The sequence below is a fragment of the Streptomyces dangxiongensis genome, from assembly GCF_003675325.1.
In the GTDB taxonomy this organism is placed as follows: Bacteria; Actinomycetota; Actinomycetes; order Streptomycetales; family Streptomycetaceae; genus Streptomyces; species Streptomyces dangxiongensis.
Genome location: NZ_CP033073.1, coordinates 1,057,759 through 1,078,803 on the forward strand (window position 1 = coordinate 1,057,759; position 21,045 = coordinate 1,078,803).

The 21,045-nt window shown below is 70.1% G+C and carries 5 protein-coding genes and 1 pseudogene; all 6 read right to left on the reverse strand.

From position 1 onward, the window contains the following. Positions 1-5 precede the first annotated feature (5 nt). A complete protein-coding gene (locus tag D9753_RS38895) occupies positions 6-3,674 on the reverse strand; it encodes a type I polyketide synthase (RefSeq protein ID WP_205614056.1) in 3,669 nt (1,222 codons plus the stop codon). Further along, positions 3,628-6,777 carry a type I polyketide synthase gene (locus tag D9753_RS38900; protein WP_338057959.1) on the reverse strand — a complete coding sequence of 1,050 codons (3,150 nt, stop codon included), beginning with the start codon at positions 6,775-6,777 and terminating at the stop codon, positions 3,628-3,630. The genes D9753_RS38895 and D9753_RS38900 overlap by 47 nt, the downstream gene beginning before the upstream one ends. A 46-nt stretch (positions 6,778-6,823) precedes the next feature. Continuing rightward, positions 6,824-10,327, reverse strand: a complete 3,504-nt coding sequence (locus tag D9753_RS04705) for a type I polyketide synthase (protein ID WP_449455868.1) — start codon at positions 10,325-10,327, stop codon at positions 6,824-6,826. Between the two features lie 64 nt (positions 10,328-10,391). Next, the gene (locus D9753_RS04710) at positions 10,392-20,300 is read right to left on the reverse strand and encodes a type I polyketide synthase (RefSeq protein WP_121785849.1); all 9,909 of its coding nucleotides are present in this window, start codon (positions 20,298-20,300) and stop codon (positions 10,392-10,394) included. 59 nt (positions 20,301-20,359) lie between these two features. Continuing rightward, a complete protein-coding gene (locus tag D9753_RS04715) occupies positions 20,360-20,563 on the reverse strand; it encodes a hypothetical protein (protein WP_121785850.1) in 204 nt (67 codons plus the stop codon). A gap of 114 nt (positions 20,564-20,677) precedes the next feature. Next, positions 20,678-20,776 (reverse strand): annotated as a pseudogene (locus D9753_RS37620) (acyl carrier protein); the annotation flags it as partial. Between the last annotated feature and the right edge of the window lie 269 nt (positions 20,777-21,045).

Genomic DNA, 21,045 nt, shown 5'->3' on the forward strand with positions numbered 1-21,045 from the left:
CGGGCTCAGTCGTTGGTGTTGCCCATCGCGCGTTCGATGAGGTCGGCGACGTCCATATCGGCGATCAGGCTCGACGCGTTCTGCTGTGCTTCCGAAGGGGCGGGCTTGCCGGCGCCGGGGGCCGCAGCCGCAAGCGGCAGCAACTGCCGTAGTACCCCCAGCTCTTGGAGCCGCTTCAGTGATACCGAGGCAAGGGCCTTGCGCAGCCCGGCCTCGTCGACGTCCGCGAGGTCCAGCGCTCCGGTCGCCGTGTCCGTGACCAGTTCCGCGCGCAGATGCTCGGTGATCGCGGCGGGGGACGGATAGTCGAAGATCAGCGTGGCCGGCAGCCGCAGACCCGTCGCCGCGTCCAACCGGTTGCGCAGCTCCACCGCGGTCAGCGAGTCGAAGCCCAGCTCGCTGAACGCCTGTCCGGGCACGATGCTCTCGGCGTCGGCATGCCCCAGCACCAAGGCGACCTCACCGCGGACCAGGTCCAGCAGCATTTCTGTCTGCTCCTCCCCCGGCAGCACCGCCAGCCGGTCCGCAAGGGAGTCGACAGGGATGGGGCCGCCGGTGGAGGCGGCACGTCGGGGTGGACGGACCAGGCCCCTCAGCATGGGAGCCAGCCGGTCGGCGGCGGCCTGTTCGGTGAGGGCCGCGAGGTCGAACTTGGCCGCGACGAGGGCTGGTTCGTCGGCGGTCAGGCCGACGTCGAACAGTGCCATGCCCTCCTCGACGGACAGAGCCCGGATACCACCACGGCTCATACGCGCCTGATCGGACGCTCCCAGCGAGCCCGTCATCGCGCTCGCCTCACCCCACAACCCCCACGCCAGCGACACAGCGGGCAGACCCTGCCCACGACGCCAGCAAGCGAAAGCATCCAAAAACGCATTCGCCGCCGAATAATTCCCCTGACCCGGACCACCCAGCACACCGGACGCGGAGGAATACAACACGAACGCATCCAGCTCCAGACCGCTGGTCAACTCATGCAGTGCCAGTACCGCGTCAACCTTGGGACGCAACACCGCAGCCAACCGCTCCGCCGTCAGACTCCCGATCACACCGTCATCCAGCACACCAGCGGTATGCACCACACCCGACAACGGCGCCCCAACGGGAACACAGGCCAACACGCCGGCCAACTGCACACGGTCAGCCACATCACACGCCGCCACCGTCACCACGGCACCGGCCTGCTCCAACTCGGCCTTCAGCGCCACCGCACCCGGAGCATCAAGCCCCCGCCTGCTGGTCAACACCAGACTCCGCACACCATGCGCCCCGACCAGATGCCCAACCACACCACCACGCGTGCCGGTACCACCCGTGACAAGGACCGTCCCACCAGGCCGGAACACCGATCCACCCGAAGCCGCCACCGCAGCACGCACCAGCCGCGGCACGAACACCTCACCCGAGCGCACCACCACCTGCGACTCACCCGACGCCACCACACCCGCCACCACACCAGCGTCCAAGCCGGTATCCGGGTCCACGTCCATCAGGACGACACGGCCCGGATTCTCCGCCTGCGCCGAACGCACCAAACCCCACACCCCGGCCACCACCGGATCACCCACACCACCCCCGACACCCACCGCACCCCGCGTCACCACCACCAGCACACCCTCCCGCGACGACGCAAGGAAGGACTGCACAACCGACAACGCCTCGGCCGTCACAGCGCGCACGCCTTCGGCATCCAACACCGCCGCCCCGACCTCGAACACCTCCACCACACCGGCATCCGCATCCACAGACACCGGCACACCAGACCACTCCACCCGCAACAACGACCCACCACCGCCGGACACCCTCAACTGCTCCTGCGGTATCTCACGCAGGACGAGCGACTCCACCGACGCCACCGGAGCACCCTCACCGTCGGCCAGCTCCAGCGAAAGCGAATCCGCACCCGAGGACGACAACCGGATCCGCAACGACGACGCCCCCGAAGCGTGCAGCGACACCCCACTCCACGCGAACGGCAGGAACAGACCGCCACCCTCGGACTCCGCCGCACCCGAGAAAGCCCCGGCATGCAGCGCCGCGTCCAACAGCGCCGGATGCAGACCGAACCCGGCCGCCGTGTCCACCTCACTCGACGGCAACACCGCCTCGGCGAACACCTCATCCCCACACCGCCACACCGCACGCAGCCCCCGGAACACCGGCCCATAGCCATACCCACGGCCGGCCAACTCCTCGTACAACCGCGACACATCCACCGCCACCGCACCCTCCGGCGGCCACACCGCAAAACCAGCACCAACTGCTGATGGGTCGTCGCCCAGTTGTCCGCTGGCGTGGCGGGTCCACGGTGCGTCGGACTGCGCGTCGTCGGGCCGCGAGTACACCGCGACCGGCCGCACACCACCGCCCGTGTCCTCACCGACCGTGACCTGCACCCGGACGGCACCCTCGTCCGGGATAACCAGGGGCGCTTCTATGACCAGTTCGCGCAAGGTTCGCGCGCCGACCTCGTCGCCGGCGCGGATCGCGAGTTCCACCAGCGCGGCGCCCGGCAACAACACCACACCCGACACGATGTGATCGGCCAACCACGGTTGCCCGGCAACAGACAGCCGACCAGTGCACACAACGCCACCGGTCTCGGGAACACTGACCACCGAGTCCAGCAACGGGTGTTCAGCCGCCAGTGCAGGGTCACCGGCCGAAAGGTTGGAGTTCAGCCAGAAACGCTGGTGCTGGAAGGCGTACGTGGGCAGGTCCACGCGGCGTGCGTCCCGGCCGGCGAAGACCTGCTCCCAGTCGACGGCGACACCGCGCGTGTGCAACTGCCCGAGAGCGGCCAGCAGAGCCCGCTCCTCGCCGACGTCACGCCGCAGCGACGGCACGCAGTCCTCCGCCACCATCCCGGTCAGGATGCCGTCCGGACCCAACTCCAGGAACGTGGTGACACCTTCATCCCGCAACGCCCGCACACCGTCGTGGAAGCGCACCGTGCCGCGTACGTGCTCCACCCAGTACTCGGGCGAGCACAACCGCCCGGCGTCCGCCACCTCACCCGTCACGTTCGACACCACCGGCAGCGTCGGGGCGTTGTACGTCAGCCCGGCCGCAACCTCACGGAAGGCCTCAAGCATCGGGTCCATCAACGACGAATGGAACGCGTGCGACACCCTCAGCCGCTTCACCCGACGGCCGGGCAGCGCTTCGGTCACCGCCAGCACCGTACCCTCAGCACCCGACAGCACCAGGGAGGTCGGCCCGTTGACGGCGGCGATGCTCACACCGTCCGACAGCAGCGGCACGACCTCCGCTTCCGTGGCCTCCAACGCGACCATCACCCCACCGGCCGGCAACGCCTGCATCAACCGGCCACGCGCCACGACCAGCGCCGCCGCATCCTCCAGCGACCACACACCCGCCACATAGGCGGCCGTCACCTCACCGATGGAGTGACCGGCGAGACAGTGCGGGCGCACGCCCCAGGAGCGTACGAGGTGGTACAGCGCCACCTCGACCGCGAACAGCGCCGGCTGCGCGTACCCCGTCTCCTCCAGCAGCTCCCCGCCCTCGAAGACCACCGCCTTCAGTGAGCGGCCGAGCTTCCCGTCGACGGCCGCACACACCTCATCGAACGCCTCGGCGAACACCGGGAAGGCGACGTACAGTTCACGCCCCATCCCCACCCGTTGCGACCCCTGCCCGGTGAACAGCACACCCAGACGGCCAGAGGAAGCCGTCTGCGGACGTAACACCGCGAGACCCTCCCGCGCCCTCCTCCACCGACTCGGCGATGACCACGGCACGATGGTCGAAGTGGGTCCGGGTCGTCGCCAGCGAGTACGCCACGTCGGTGAGAGGCACGTCCTGAGCGGAGTCCAGGTAGGACGACAGCGCGTCGGCCTGAGCCCGTACCGCCTCCTGCGACTTCCCGGACACCAGCAACGGCACCACACCGTCGGGAACCACCGCACGCTCCACCACCGGCTCAGCCTCGGCAGCCTCCAGAATCACGTGCGCATTCGTCCCACTGATACCGAAGGAGGAGATGGCCGCGCGACGCGGACGCCCCTCCGTCATCGGCCACTTCCGTGACTCCGTCAGCAGCTCCACCGCACCGGCCGACCAGTCGACCTTAGGAGTGGGCTCGTCGACGTGCAGTGTCTTCGGCAGCACGCCGTGCCGCATCGCCTGCACCATCTTGATCACACCCGCCACACCGGCCGCCGCCTGCGCATGACCGATGTTCGACTTCAACGAACCCAGCCACAACGGCTCGTCCCCGGCCCGCTCCTGGCCGTACGTGGCGATCAGCGCCTGCGCCTCGATCGGGTCACCCAGCGCCGTACCCGTACCATGCGCCTCCACCACGTCCACGCCGGCCGCCGACAGACCGGCACTCGCCAACGCCTGACGGATCACCCGCTGCTGCGACGGACCGTTCGGCGCCGTGATGCCGTTCGACGCACCGTCCTGGTTCACGGCCGTGCCACGCACGACCGCAAGGACCTGATGACCGTTGCGCCGCGCGTCCGACAGACGCTCGAGAAGCAGCAGGCCCACACCCTCTGCCCACGCCGTTCCGTCCGCACCCGCAGCGAACGACTTGCACCGTCCGTCCACCGCCAGGCCCCGCTGCCTTGAGAACTGCACGAACGCGATGGGCGTGGACATCACGGCGACACCGCCGGCCAGCGCGAGCGAGCACTCGCCGTTGCGCAGCGCTTGGACCGCGGAGTGCATCGCCACCAGCGACGACGAGCAGGCGGTGTCCACCGTCACGGAGGGGCCCTCGAGCCCGAGGGTGTACGAGACGCGGCCGGAGACAAGGCTGCCTGCGGCGACCGCCTCGCTGTAGTCGTGGTACATGGCGCCTGCGAAGACGCCCGTGCGGCTGCCCTTCAGCACGGTCGGATCGATCCCGGCCCGCTCCAGCACCTCCCACGACACCTCCAGCAACAACCGCTGCTGCGGATCCATCGCAAGCGCCTCACGCGGCGAAATCCCGAAGAACCCCGGATCGAACTCCCCCGCACCATGAAGAAACCCACCATGGCGCACCATCGACTTACCGACCTTCTCAGGATCAGGATCGAACAACCGCGACACATCCCAGCCCCGGTCCTCCGGAAACTCCGTAATCCCGTCCCGACCCTCCACCACCATCCGCCACAGATCCTCCGGCGAACCCACCCCACCCGGAAGACGACACCCCATCGCCACAACCGCGATCGCATCCTCCGACACCCCGCCGACCGACACCCCCCGCCCAGCCACCGGCCCAACCGCAACCTCTCCCCCCACCAACTCCACACGCAAGAACTCCGCCAGCACACCCGGCGACGGATAATCAAAAATCAACGTCGCCGACAACCGAAGCCCCGTCACGGCATTCAACCGGTTACGCAGCTCCACCGCCGTCAACGAATCAAAACCCAGATCACTGAACGCCTGCCCCGCACCGATACTCCCCGCACCCGCATGCCCCAGCACCACCGCCACCTCACCCGACACCAACTCCAAAAGCATGCGCTTCTGCTCGTCGACCGTGAGTGACGTCAATCGGCTGTTCAACGGAGTTCCGGCGGCGCCGCCCGTGCCGGAAGCCGCAGTGCGACGCGGCCTACGAACCAGACCCCGCAGCATCGACGGCACCTCGGCCGTAACCACTTGCTCGGTGAGGGCCGCGAGGTCGAACTTGGCTGCGACGAGGGCTGGTTCGTCGGCGGTCAGGCCGGCGTCGAACAGTGCCATGCCCTCCTCGACGGACAGAGCCCGGATACCACCACGGCTCATACGCGCCTGATCGGACGCTCCCAGCGAGCCCGTCATCGCGCTCGCCTCACCCCACAACCCCCACGCCAGCGACACAGCGGGCAGACCCTGCCCACGACGCCAGCAAGCGAAAGCATCCAAAAACGCATTCGCCGCCGAATAATTCCCCTGACCCGGACCACCCAGCACACCGGACGCGGAGGAATACAACACGAACGCATCCAGCTCCAGACCGCTGGTCAACTCATGCAGTGCCAGTACCGCGTCAACCTTGGGACGCAACACCGCAGCCAACCGCTCCGCCGTCAGACTCCCGATCACACCGTCATCCAGCACACCAGCGGTATGCACCACACCCGACAACGGCGCCCCAACGGGAACACAGGCCAACACGCCGGCCAACTGCACACGGTCAGCCACATCACACGCCGCCACCGTCACCACGGCACCGGCCTGCTCCAACTCGGCCTTCAGCGCCACCGCACCAGGCGCGTCGAGTCCCCGCCTGCTGGTCAACACCAGACTCCGCACACCATGCGCCCCGACCAGATGCCGGGCAACCACACCACCCAGCGTGCCGGTACCACCCGTGACAAGGACCGTCCCACCAGGCCGGAACACCGATCCACCCGAAGCCGCCACCGCAGCACGCACCAGCCGCGGCACGAACACCTCACCCGAGCGCACCACCACCTGCGACTCACCCGACGCCACCACACCCGCCACCACACCAGCGTCCAAGCCGGTGCCCAGGCCGGTATCCGGGTCCACGTCCATCAGGACGACACGGCCCGGATTCTCCGCCTGCGCCGAACGCACCAAACCCCACACCCCGGCCACCACCGGATCACCCACACCACCCCCGACACCCACCGCACCCCGCGTCACCACCACCAGCACACCCTCCCGCGACGACGCAAGGAAGGACTGCACAACCGACAACGCCTCGGCCGTCACAGCGCGCACGCCTTCGGCATCCAACACCGCCGCCCCGACCTCGAACACCTCCACCACACCGGCATCCGCATCCACAGACACCGGCACACCAGACCACTCCACCCGCAACAACGACCCACCACCGCCGGAACCCTCAACTGCTCCTGCGGTATCTCACGCAGGACGAGCGACTCCACCGACGCCACCGGAGCCCCTCACCGTCGGCCAGCTCCAGCGAAAGCGAATCCGCACCCGAGGACGACAACCGGATCCGCAACGACGACGCCCCCGAAGCGTGCAGCGACACCCCACTCCACGCGAACGGCAGGAACAGACCGCCACCCTCGGACTCCGCCGCACCCGAGAAAGCCCCGGCATGCAGCGCCGCGTCCAACAGCGCCGGATGCAGACCGAACCCGGCCGCCGTGTCCACCTCACTCGACGGCAACACCGCCTCGGCGAACACTCTCCCCACACCGCCACCGCCGCAGCCCCCGGAACACGGCCCATAGCCATACCCACGGCCGGCCAACTCCTCGTACAACCGCGACACATCCACCGCCACCGCACCCTCCGGCGGCCACACCGCAAAACCAGCACCAGATGCCGGCGCATCCTCATCGAGCAACCCACTCGCATGACGCACCCACGGCGCACCGGACCCTGCGTCATCGGACCGCGTGTACACCCCAACCGGCCGCACACCACCGCCCGTGTCCTCACCGACCGTGACCTGCACCCGGACGGCACCCTCGTCCGGGATCACCAGGGGCGCTTCTATGACCAGTTCGCGCAGGGTTCGCGCGCCGACCTCGTCGCCGGCGCGGATCGCGAGTTCCACCAGCGCGGCACCGGGCAGCAGGACCGTGCCGGACACGACATGGTCCGCCAGCCAGGGCTGGGCGGCGAGGGACAACCGGCCGGTGCACACCACACCGCCCGTGTCGGGGATTCCGACCACGGTGTCGAGCAGGGGGTGCCCGGCGGCCAGCGCGGGATCCCCTTCCGACAGAGTCGGGCTCAGCCAGAAACGCTGGTGCTGGAAGGCGTACGTGGGCAGGTCCACGCGGCGTGCATCCCGGCCGGCGAAGACCTGCTCCCAGTCGACGGCGACACCGCGCGTGTGCAGTTGCCCCACGGCGTTCAGCAGCGCGCGGTCCTCGCTGACGTCACGCCGCAGGGACGGTACGCAGTCCTCCGCCACCATCCCGGTGAGAATGCCGTCCGGACCCAACTCCAGAAAGGTGGTGACCTTCTGGTCCTTCATGGCCCGCACGCCGTCGTGGAAACGGACCGTGCCGCGTACGTGCTCCACCCAGTACTCGGGCGAACACAACCGCCCGGCGTCCGCCACCTCACCCGTCACGTTCGACACCACCGGCAGCGTCGGGGCGTTGTACGTCAGCCCGGCCGCAACCTCACGGAAGGCCTCCAGCATCGGGTCCATCAACGGCGAGTGGAACGCGTGCGACACCCTCAGCCGCTTCACCCGACGACCCTCGAAACGGGCCACCACCGACTCGACCGCACCCTCAGCACCCGACAGCACCAGGGAGGTCGGCCCGTTGACGGCGGCGATGCTCACACCGTCCGACAGCAGCGGCACGACCTCCGCTTCCGTGGCCTCCAACGCGACCATCACCCCACCGGCCGGCAACGCCTGCATCAACCGGCCACGCGCCACGACCAGCGCCGCCGCATCCTCCAGCGACCACACACCCGCCACATAAGCCGCCGCCACCTCACCGATGGAGTGACCGGCGAGACAGTGCGGGCGCACGCCCCAGGAGCGTACGAGGTGGTACAGCGCCACCTCGACCGCGAACAGCGCCGGCTGCGCGTACCCCGTCTCCTCCAGCAGCTCCCCGCCCTCGAAGACCACCGCCTTCAGTGAGCGGCCGAGCTTCCCGTCGACGGCCGCACACACCTCATCGAACGCCTCGGCGAACACCGGGAAGGCGACGTACAGTTCACGCCCCATCCCCACCCGTTGCGACCCCTGCCCGGTGAACAGCACACCCAGACGGCCAGAGGAAGCCGTCTGCGGACGTAACACCGCGAGACCCTCCCGCGCCTCCTCCACCGACTCGGCGATGACCACGGCACGATGGTCGAAGTGGGTCCGGGTCGTCGCCAGCGAGTACGCCACGTCGGTGAGAGGCACGTCCTGAGCGGAGTCCAGGTAGGACGACAGCGCGTCGGCCTGAGCCCGTACCGCCTCCTGCGACTTCCCGGACACCAGCAACGGCACCACACCCTCGGGAACCACCGCACGCTCCACCACCGGCTCAGCCTCGGCAGCCTCCAGAATCACGTGCGCATTCGTCCCACTGATACCGAACGCCGACACACCCGCACGACGCGGACGGCCCGTCTCAGGCCACTCCCGCGACTCCGTCAGCAACTCCACCGCACCCGCCGACCAGTCCACCTTCGGCGACGGCTCATCCACATGCAGCGTCTTCGGCAGCACACCGTGCCGCATCGCCTCCACCATCTTGATCACACCCGCCACACCCGCAGTGGCCTGGGTGTGGCCGAGGTTCGACTTCACCGAGCCCAGCCAAAGCGGGCGGTCCGCCGGACGGCCCTGGCCGTACGTGGCGATCAGCGCCTGCGCCTCGATCGGGTCGCCCAGCGACGTACCCGTACCGTGCGCCTCCACCGCGTCGATGTCCGTGGCGAGGAGCCCGGAATTGGCCAGCGCCTGACGGATGACGCGTCGTTGCGAGGGGCCGTTCGGGGCGGTGAGGCCGTTGGACGCGCCGTCCTGGTTCACGGCCGTGCCACGGACGACCGCCAGGACCTGATGACCGTTGCGCCGCGCGTCGGACAGGCGCTCGAGCAGGAGCAGGCCTACGCCCTCGGCCCACGCCGTTCCGTCCGCGCCCGCAGCGAAGGCCTTGCAGCGCGCGTCAGCCGCCAGGCCCCTCTGCCGGGAGAAAGCCACGAAGGCGCCCGGCGTGGCCATCACGGACACACCGCCGGCCAGGGCGAGCGAGCACTCGCCGCTGCGCAGTGCCTGGGCGGCCAGATGGATGGCGACCAGCGACGACGAGCACGCCGTGTCGATGGAGACGGCGGGACCCTCGAAGCCGAAGGCGTACGAGACCCGGCCGGAGGTGACCGCGCCGGCACTGCCCGTCAGGGCGTAGCCCTCGGCAGTGGACTCCCCGCTTTCGAGGCTGGGGATGTAGTCCTGGGGCTTGGTACCGGCGAACACACCCACGTTGCGACCGCGCAGCGACGTCGGGTCGATGCCGGCCCGCTCGAAGACCTCCCACGACGTCTCCAGCAGCAGCCGCTGCTGCGGGTCCATCGCCACCGCCTCACGCGGGCTGATCCCGAAGAAGGCGGCGTCGAAGTCGGCGGCGTCCGTCACGAAGCCGCCCTCCCTGACGTACGACTTCCCGGGACGCTCCGGGTCCGGGTCGTACAACCCCTGCACGTCCCAGCCTCGGTCGGTCGGGAACGACGAGATCCCGTCGTGGCCCGCGGCGACCAGCTCCCACAGGTCATCGGGTGAGGACACACCTCCCGGAAGACGGCATCCCATGGCGACGATCGCGATCGGTTCCGTCCTCTCGGACTCGACCTCGCGCAGCCGCTTGCGCGCCTGGCTGAGATCGGCGAGGGCACGCTTGAGGTAGTCGCGCAGCTTGGCGTCGTTCGTGGTCATCGGCAGTCTTTCTGCTCAGCAGGTGTGGGGGGCGGCGCCGCTGTCAGGAGGAGCCGAGCTCGTTCTCGGCGAAGCTGAACAGTTCGTCGTCGGAGGCGGACGCGAGGTCGAACTCCTCCTCTGCCTCGACGACGGAGCCCGACGACGCCCACCGGCTGGCCAGCGTCTGTAGGCGTTTGGCCGCCTGGACCATGACCTCGTCGTCCAGAGCCGTCGAGGACAACGCGGCTTCCAACCGGTCGAGTTCGGCAAGCACGGACACCGGCGAGGCACCTAGCTGCTCCACCAGTACGTCTGCGAGGGCGGCCGGAGTCGGGTGGTCGAACACCGCCGACGCGGGTAGCTGGAGCCCCGTGGTCGCCGTGAGCCGGTTGCGCAGCTCCACTCCCGTCAGCGAGTCGAACCCGAGGTCCTTGAAGGCACGCTCCGGTGCGATGGCATCCCGTTCACGGCGGCCCAGCACGGCCGCGGCGTCGGTGCGCACCAGGTCGAGCAGGATGCGCTGCCGGTCGGGCTGGGACATCATCGCCAACCGGTCGGCCAGCGATTCGCCCGCCGCACCACCGGTGCCAACGCCGACCGCACCGGTCCGGACGCTCCGGCGCGGCTGTCGTACGAGGCCTCGCAGCATGGGAGCCAGCCGGTCGGCGGCGGCCTGTTCGGTGAGGGCCGCGAGGTCGAACTTGGCCGCGACGAGGGCTGGTTCATCGGCGGTCAGGCCGGCGTCGAACAGTGCCATGCCCTCCTCGACGGACAGAGCCCGGATACCACCACGGCTCATACGCGCCTGATCGGACGCTCCCAGCGAGCCCGTCATCGCGCTCGCCTCACCCCACAACCCCCACGCCAGCGACACAGCGGGCAGACCCTGCCCACGACGCCAGCAAGCGAAAGCATCCAAAAACGCATTCGCCGCCGAATAATTCCCCTGACCCGGACCACCCAGCACACCGGACGCGGAGGAATACAACACGAACGCATCCAGCTCCAGACCGCTGGTCAACTCATGCAACGCCAGCACCGCGTCAACCTTGGGACGCAACACCGCAGCCAACCGCTCCGCCGTCAGACTCCCGATCACACCGTCATCCAGCACACCAGCGGTATGCACCACACCCGACAACGGCGCCCCAACGGGAACACAGGCCAACACGCCGGCCAACTGCACACGGTCAGCCACATCACACGCCGCCACCGTCACCACGGCACCGGCCTGCTCCAACTCGGCCTTCAGCGCCACCGCACCCGGAGCATCAAGCCCCCGCCTGCTGGTCAACACCAGACTCCGCACACCATGCGCCCCGACCAGATGCCGGGCAACCACACCACCCAGCGTGCCGGTACCACCCGTGACAAGGACCGTCCCACCAGGCCGGAACACCGATCCACCCGAAGCCGCCACCGCAGCACGCACCAGCCGCGGCACGAACACCTCACCCGAGCGCACCACCACCTGCGACTCACCCGACGCCACCACACCCGCCACCACACCAGCGTCCAAGCCGGTATCCGGGTCCACGTCCATCAGGACGACACGGCCCGGATTCTCCGCCTGCGCCGAACGCACCAAACCCCACACCCCGGCCACCACCGGATCACCCACACCACCCCCGACACCCACCGCACCCCGCGTCACCACCACCAGCACACCCTCCCGCGACGACGCAAGGAAGGACTGCACAACCGACAACGCCTCGGCCGTCACAGCGCGCACGCCTTCGGCATCCAACACCGCCGCCCCGACCTCGAACACCTCCACCACACCGGCATCCGCATCCACAGACACCGGCACACCAGACCACTCCACCCGCAACAACGACCCACCACCGCCGGACACCCTCAACTGCTCCTGCGGTATCTCACGCAGGACGACCGATTCCACAGACGCGACGGGTGCGCCGTCCGCGTCACGGATGTCCAGACGTACCGTGTCGGAATCGGTGGGCGTCACTCGAACCCGCACCGCGGAGGCGCCGGCTGCGTGGAGGGTCGTACCGCGCCATTCGGTCGACATGCCCGACAGGCCGGTCACATGGGCCGCGGCTTCCAGAAGCACCGGGTGAAGGCCGAAGTGCTTTGCTTCAGCGGTGAGTTCGTTGTCCAAGGCGACCTCGATGTACCCCCCTGCCGGATGAGCATCGCCAGTCGGTTCGCCGGTCGAGCTCGTAGGCGCAAGTGTGCCGGTGGCGTGGCAGGTCCAGGAGTCGTCGCCGCGCTCGGGACGGGTGTAGACACCGACCGTACGGTGCCCCTCGTCGTCGGCGCCGCCGACAGAGACCTGCACGCGGAGCGCTCCGGTGGCGGGCAGTACGAGCGGCGTCTCGACCGTCAGTTCGCGCACCGTGCCGGCGTCGACCTCGTCACCGGCGCGGATCGCCAACTCGACCATTGCGGCTCCCGGGACGACGTCTCCGCCCGGCAACTGCTCGGAGAGCCACGGCTGAGCGGCGCGCGAGAGCCGTCCGGTGCACAGCACACCACCCGTGTCGGGCACGGTCAGCACCGCGTTGAGCACCGGGTGCCGCATCGAGACGTCGCTCGCCGGTGCCGCCGCGGCGAGCCAGTACCGCTGCCGCTGGAAGGCGTACGTGGGCAGGTCCACGCGGCGTGCATCCCGGCCGGCGAAGACCTGCTCCCAGTCGACGGCGACACCGCGCGTGTGCAACTGCCCCACGGCGTTCAGCAGCGCGCGGTCCTCGGGCACGTCACGCCGCAGCGACGGCACGCAGTCCTCCGCCACCATCCCGGTGAGAATGCCGTCCGGACCCAACTCCAGAAAGGTGGTGACCTTCTGGTCCTTCATGGCCCGCACGCCGTCGTGGAAACGGACCGTGCCGCGTACGTGCTCCACCCAGTACTCGGGCGAGCACAACCGCCCGGCGTCCGCCACCTCACCCGTCACGTTCGACACCACCGGCAGCGTCGGGGCGTTGTAGGTCAGCCCGGCCGCAACCTCACGGAAGGCCTCCAGCATCGGGTCCATCAACGGCGAGTGGAACGCGTGCGACACCCTCAGCCGCTTCACCCGACGACGCTCGAAACGGGCCACCACCGACTCGACCGCACCCTCAGCACCCGACAACACCAAGGAGGTCGGCCCGTTGACGGCGGCGATGCTCACACCGTCCGACAGCAGCGGCACGACCTCCGCTTCCGTGGCCTCCAACGCGACCATCACCCCACCGGCCGGCAACGCCTGCATCAACCGACCACGCGCCACGACCAGCGCCGCCGCATCCTCCAGCGACCACACACCCGCCACATAAGCCGCCGCCACCTCACCGATCGAATGACCCGCCACGAAATCAGGACGCACGCCCCAGGACCGTACGAGGTGGAACAGCGCCACCTCGACCGCGAACAGCGCCGGCTGCGCGTACCCCGTCTCCTCCAGCAGCTCCCCGCCCTCGAAGACCACCGCCTTCAGTGAGCGGCCGAGCTTCCCGTCGACGGCCGCACACACCTCATCGAACGCCTCGGCGAACACCGGGAAGGCGACGTACAGTTCACGCCCCATCCCCACCCGCTGCGACCCCTGCCCGGTGAACAACACACCCAGACGACCCGCCGGCACCACACCCTCCGGGCGCACCGACGCCAGACCCTCCCGCGCCTCCTCCACCGAACCCGCCACCACCACCGCACGATGGTCGAAGTGCGTCCGGGCAGTCGCCAGCGAGTACGCCACATCCGTGAGGTCCACCGAAGCGTCCGCCCCCAGGAACTCCACCAGCCGACCCACCTGAGCCCGTACCGCCTCCTGCGACTTCCCGGACACCAGCAACGGCACCACACCCTCGGGAACCACCGCACGCTCCACCACCGGCTCAGCCTCGGCGGCCTCCAGAATCACGTGCGCATTCGTCCCACTGATACCGAACGCCGACACACCCGCACGACGCGGACGGCCCGTCTCAGGCCACTCCCGAGACTCCGTCAGCAACTCCACCGCACCCGCCGACCAGTCCACCTTCGGCGACGGCTCATCCACATGCAGCGTCTTCGGCAGCACACCGTGCCGCATCGCCTCCACCATCTTGATCACACCCGCCACACCCGCAGTGGCCCCGGTGTGACCGAGGTTCGACTTCAGGGCTCCGAGGAGCAACGGGCGGTCGTCGGCGCGCCGTTCCTGGCCGTACGTGGCGATCAGCGCCTGTGCCTCGATCGGGTCGCCCAGCGCCGTACCCGTCCCGTGCGCCTCCACCGCGTCCACGTCGGCCGCCGACAGACCGGCACTCGCCAACGCCTGACGGATCACCCGCTGCTGCGACGGACCGTTCGGCGCCGTGAGGCCGTTGGAGGCGCCGTCCTGGTTGACCGCGCTGCCGCGCACCAGGGCCAGGACCTCGTGGCCGTTGCGCCGCGCGTCGGACAGGCGCTCGAGCAGGAGCAGGCCTACGCCCTCGGCCCACGCCGTGCCGTCCGCGCCGTCGGCGAAGGCCTTGCACCGGCCGTCGGGGGCCAGTCCGCGCTGCCGGGAGAACTCCACGAAGACGCCCGGGGTGGACATTACGGCGACGCCGCCGGCCAGCGCGAGCGAGCACTCGCCGCTGCGCAGCGCCTGCATCGCGGAGTGCATGGCCACCAGCGACGACGAGCACGCCGTATCGATGGTGAGGGCGGGGCCCTCCAGGCCGAGGACGTACGAGACGCGGCCGGAGGCGACGCTGCCGGCGCTGCCGGTCAGGGCGTAGCCCTCGGTGCCCTCGGTGCCGCCGCCGAGCCGTGGGGTGTAGTCCTGGGCACCCATGCCGGTGAAGACACCGACATCCTTGCCGCGCAGGGAGGCCGGGTCGATGCCGGCGCGCTCGAAGACTTCCCAGGAGGTCTCCAGGAGGAGGCGCTGCTGCGGGTCCATGGCGAGGGCCTCGCGCGGGTTGATGCCGAAGAATCCGGCGTCGAAGTCGGCGACGCCGCGCAGGAAGCCGCCCTTGCGGACGTAGGTCGTACCGGGAGCGTCAGGGTCGTCGGAGAAGAGGTTGTCCAGGTCCCAGCCGCGGTCGGCCGGGAAGTCGGCGAGCGCGTCACGGCCCTCGGCGAGCAGGGTCCACAGTTCCTCGGGGGAGGTCACGCCGCCGGGGAGGCGGCACCCCATGGAGACGATGGCGATCGGGTCGTCGGTCGCGGACGGCGGTACGACGAGGGTGGGAAGGGCCGCGTCGGCGGTGTCGGTGGTGGCGGCGGACCGGTCGCCGACGAGCTCGGTGCGGAGGTGGTCCGCCAGTGCCCTGGCGTTCGGGTAGTCGAAGACGAGGGTGGCGGGCAGGCGCAGCCGGACGGCCGCGTTGAGCCGGTTGCGCAGTTCCACCGCGGTGACGGAGTCGAAGCCGATCTCCTTGAACGCCCGTTCCTCACCTACGACTTCCGTGTCGGAGTGGCCAAGGACGGCTCCTGCCTCTATCCGGACCAGGTCCACCAGTCGGCGTTCCTGTTCGGCCGGGGACAGCTTCAGCAGTTCGGAGCGGAGGGCGGAGGCGTCGGTGTCGGGCTGGTCCTCGGTGGCGCCGGCGAGGATTTCGGTGACCTCGGGCAGTCCGCGCAGCAGCGGGCGGGGGCGGGAAAGGGCGAAGGCGGGGGCGAAGCGGGTCCAGTCGATGCCGGCGACGACGACATGGGTCTCGTCGTGCTCGACGGCCTGCACCAGGGCGGCGACGCCGAGGTGGGGCTCCATGAGGGTGATGCCGAGCTTGGTGAACTCCCCGGCCATGGACGCGTCGACCATGCCGCCGCCGCCCCAGGCGCCCCAGGCGATGGAGGTGGCGGTGAGTCCGCGGGCACGGCGACGGTGGGCGAGCGCGTCGAGGTGGGCGTTGGCCCCGGCGTACGAGGTCAGGCCGTTGCTGCCCCAGGCGGTCGCGCCGGAGGAGAACAGGACGAAGGCGTCCAGGTCGCGGTCGCCGAGCAGGTCGTCCAGGTGGTGGGCACCGGCGATCTTGGCTCGGCCCATGTCCGCGAACTGCTCGACGGTGAGCCCGGACAGCGGGGATTCGGTCTGGGTGGCGCCGGCGAGGTGCAGGACGGCGGTGAGCGGCAGCTCGGCGGGAATGTCGTGGAGGAGGCCGACGACCGCCTCCCGGTCGGTGATGTCGCAGGCGGTGATGGTGATCCGGGCGCCCAACGCCTCCAGTTCGGCGCGGAGTTCGGCGGCGCCTGGCGCTTGGGGGCCTCGGCGGCTGGTGAGCACCAGGTGCTCGGCTCCGTGCTCGGCGAGCCAGCGGGCGACATGGGCACCGGTGCCGCCGGTGCCGCCGGTGACCAGGACGGTGCCGCGCGGCGTCCAGGGCTTGGCGGCCGGGGCGCCGTCGAGGGGGGCGCGGCGCATGCGGCGGGCGTGCAGGCCGTCAGGGCGTACGGCGAGTTGGTCCTCGTCGCCGGTGCCGGAGAGGGCGGTGCACAGCAGGTCGAGGGTGCGCGGATCTGCTTCGGTGGTGCCGGCGGGCAGGTCGACGAGGCCGCCCCAGGTGCGCGGGTGGTCCAGGGCCAGGACGGTGCCGATACCCCACATCGCGTGCTGGGAGGCGTCGGTCAGCTCGGCGGAGTCGGCCACGGCGACGCCGCCGGAGGTGACCGCCCACAGGGGGGCCTCGATCCCCGCGTCGCCGAGTGCCTGGACGAGGGCGACGGTGCCGATCGTGCCGCGCGACCAGGTGGTGTGGACGGGGTGCGGCCGGCCGTCGAGCGCGAGGAGCGACAGGACGCCCGTGAAATCCTGGTCGTCCAGGGCGGCGGCCAGCGTCTCCCGGTCGGCGTTCTCGGTGTCGACCTCGATGCGCACGGTCTGTACGCCCCGTTCGGCGAGTCCGTCGGCGACCGCGTCGGCGAGTGGGCCGCCGTCGCCGCCGACGGCGACGAGCCAGGTCCCGGAGAGGGTGCCGACGGCTGTGCCGGCGGCAGTACCGGTGAAGGTGCCGGCAGTGGTACCGGTGCCTGTGCCTGTGCCTGTGCCCGCAGCGGTACCGGCAGCGCTGCCGGTGGTGTCGACGCGGTCCCAGCCGAGTTGGTAGCGCCATCCATCGATGACGGTCCGCTCCTGCTTGCGGCGGCGCCAGGACGACAGTGCGGGCAGGACCTCGTCGAGTACGGAGGCCTTCAACTGGAGGTCGTCGGCGAGGGCGCCGGTGTCACCAGCCTCGATCGCGGCCCAGAAGGCCGCGTCCACCGGGTCGGCCTCCACTGCGGGACGCTCGTTGGCGTCGAGCCAGTAGCGCTGGTGCTGGAAGGGATACGTCGGCAACTGGACCCGCCGGGCCGCCTGCCCCTCCAACACCGCCCGCCAATCGACATCCACACCCCCCGCATACACCTCACCCACCGACCGCAAAAACCGCTCCCAACCCCCCTCACCACGCCGCAACGACCCCACCACCACACCATCAACACCCACCGCACCCATCGTCTCCGCCACCACGAACCCCAGCACCGGATGCGGACTCACCTCCACGAACACCCGCCGCCCCGACCCCAGCAACGAACGCACCACCTCCTCAAAACGCACCCGCTCCCGCAGATTCCGATACCAATACCCCCCATCCAGAACCCCCGTATCCACCACACCACCCGTCACCGTCGAAAAGAACGGCACCCCCGACGACACACCCGACACACCCCCCAACACCTCCCCCAACACACCCTCCACCCGCTCCACCTCCGCCGAATGCGACGCATAATCCACCGCCACCCGACGCACCCGCACCCCCTCCCCCCGCAACTCCCCCTCCAACGCCTCCAACTCCCCCACCACACCCGCAACCACCACCGACGACGGACCATTCACCGCCGCCACCGACAACCCCCCACCCAACCGCCCCTCCACCACACCCACCGGCAACGCAACCGACAACATCCCACCCGAACCCGCCAAACCCGACGCAATCACCTGACTACGCCGCGCCACCACCCGCGCACCCTCCTCCAACGACAACCCACCCACCACACACGCCGCCGCGATCTCCCCCTGCGAATGCCCCACCACCGCAACCGGCTCCACACCCACCGACCGCCACAACCCCGCCAACGACACCATCACCGCCCACAACACCGGCTGCACCACATCAACCCGCTCCAACGCCTCCTCATCACCCAACACATCCACCAACGACCACCCCACAAACGGAGCCAACGCCTCACCACACCGCGCCATCCACCCCGCAAACACCTCCGACTCCGCCAGCAGACCCACCGCCATCCCCACCCACTGCGCCCCCTGACCCGGAAACACGAACACGACGCCGGTGTCACCGTGGGTACCGGTGGACACCGTGGCGTCCTGCGCGAGGGCCGTGAGGCGCTGGACGGCCTCGGCGTGCGTGCCCGCGACGGCCACGCCGCGGTGGTCGAACACGGCGCGCGAGGTCAGGGAGAGGGCGATGTCGGACAGCGGTGTCCCGGGGTGGCTCTCCAGGAAGGCCGCGAGCCGCTTCGCCTGCGCGCTCAGGGCGTCGGGGGACTTGCCGGAGAGGGCCAACGGCACCACACCGTGCGGGACGGCACGCTCGGCGGTCGTCCGCTCCGACTCGGTGACGTCGGTGGGCTCGGTCGCGGGGCCGGGTTCGTCGGACGCGGGCCGAGCGGACTCGAGAATCACGTGGGCGTTGGTGCCGCTGAGGCCGAAGGACGACACGCCGGCCCGGCGCGGCTCGTCCCGCTCCGGCCAGTCCCGGGCCTCGGTCAGCAGCTCCACCGCGCCGGCGGACCAGTCGACCTCGGGCGTCGGCGCGTCCACGTGCAGCGTCCTCGGCAGCACGCCGTGGCGCATCGCCTCCACCATCTTGATCACACCGGCCACACCGGCGGCCGACTGGGCGTGCCCGATGTTGGACTTCAGCGAGCCCAGCCACAGCGGTCGACCGTCGCCGGGCCGTTCCTGGCCGTACGTGGCGATCAGCGCCTGCGCCTCGATCGGGTCACCGAGGGAGGTGCCGGTGCCGTGCGCCTCGACGGCGTCCACGTCGGACGGCGACAGGCGGGCGTTCTCCAACGCCTGGCGGATGACCTCCCGTTGCGCGGTGCCGTTGGGCGCGGTCAGGCCGTTGGACGCGCCGTCCTGGTTCACGGCGGTGCCCCGGACGACGGCCAGTACCTCGTGTCCGTTGCGGCGCGCGTCGGACAGGCGCTCCAGGAGCAGTACGCCGACGCCCTCGGAGAATCCGGTGCCGTCGGCGCTCGCCGCGAAGGCCCGGCACCGGCCGTCCGGGGAGAGGCCGCGCTGGCGGGAGAACTCCACGAACATCTTGCTGTCGGACATCACGGCCGCGCCGCCCGCCATCGCCATCTCCGACTCGCCGGTGCGCAGGGACTGCACGGCGAGGTGGATCGCGACCAGCGAGGAGGAGCACGCGGTGTCGACGGTCACCGAGGGGCCTTCCAGGCCCAGCGTGTACGACACGCGGCCGGAGGCGAAACTGCCCGTGCTGCCGCGCCCGATGTACGCCTCCAGGTCCTCGGGAACCTGACGCACCCGCGGGGCGTAGTCGTGGTGCATGACGCCGGTGTAGAAGCCGATCCGGTGCCCGCGCAGGGACGTGGGGTCGATGTTGGCGCTTTCGAAGACCTCCCAGGAGGTCTCCAGGAGCAGCCGCTGCTGCGGGTCCATGGCCAGCGCCTCGCGCGGGGATATCCCGAAGAAGCCCGCGTCGAAGTCGGCCGCGCCGTGGAGGAAGCCGCCCTCACGGACGTACGACGTGCCCGGCACGTCGGGGTTCGGGTCGTACAGGCCCTCCAGGTCCCATCCGCGGTCGGCCGGGAAGGCGGATATGGCGTCGGTGCCGTCGGCCACGAGCCGCCAGAGGTCCTCCGGAGAGGTCACTCCGCCCGGCAGCCGACATGCCATACCGACGATGGCGATGGGCTCCCACGCCTTCTCCTCGACCTCACGCAGCCGGCGCGTGGCCTGACGTGCGGTGGCGACGGCCTTGTTGAGGTATTCGCGGTACTTCTTGTCGTCGACCATGGGGAAGGTCAGCTCCTAGAAACAGACTTCTGACGGCGGGCGGGCAGCGGGGGACGGCGTCAGGAAGCGGTGAATTCGTCGAACTCGTTGTCGATGATGTCGAAGACCTCGTCGTCGGTGACCGACTCGAGATCGTCGTCCGTCGCGTCCTGGGCGGTGTCCGGGGACCACTTGGCCAGCAGGACGTGCAGGGCGGCGGTGACCTGTGCGCGGACCGCCCGGTCGTCGGGTACGGAGGCGAGCGCGGCCTTCAGTTTCTCCACATCCGCCACTGCCTGGTGCACGGTCGGGCCGCCCTCGGGGGCGAGCGCGTTCCTGAGGTGGTCGACGAGCACGGCGGGTGCCGGGTGGTCGAAGAGCAGGGTGGCGGGCAGCCGCAGGCCGGTGGCCGCGGACAGTTTGTTGCGCAGTTCGACGGCGGTGAGCGAGTCGAAGCCCAGTTCCTGGAAGGCGCGGTCCGGGTGTATCGCGTGCACGTCCTGGTGGCCGAGGACGACGGCGGTCTCGGCGCGGACCAGGTCGAGCAGGATCTCCTTCTGCGCGTCCTCGCCGAGGCCGGCCAGACGCCGCTGCAGCGAACCGGCCGTGGCGAGGTCGGCGCGCCGGGCACGGGCCTCGGCGGCGGCGATGCGCCGTATCTCGGGTATGCCCTGCAGGAGGGCGGAGGGCCGGGCGCGGTGAACGCCGGGTAGAAGCGCTTCCAGTCGATGTCGGCGACGGTGAGGCCGCTCTGACTGCCCGTCAG

Excerpts from the sequence above, each read along its gene's own strand:
- D9753_RS04710 (WP_121785849.1), bottom strand. The coding sequence starts at position 20,300 with ATGGTCGACGACAAGAAGTACCGCGAATACCTCAACAAGGCCGTCGCC.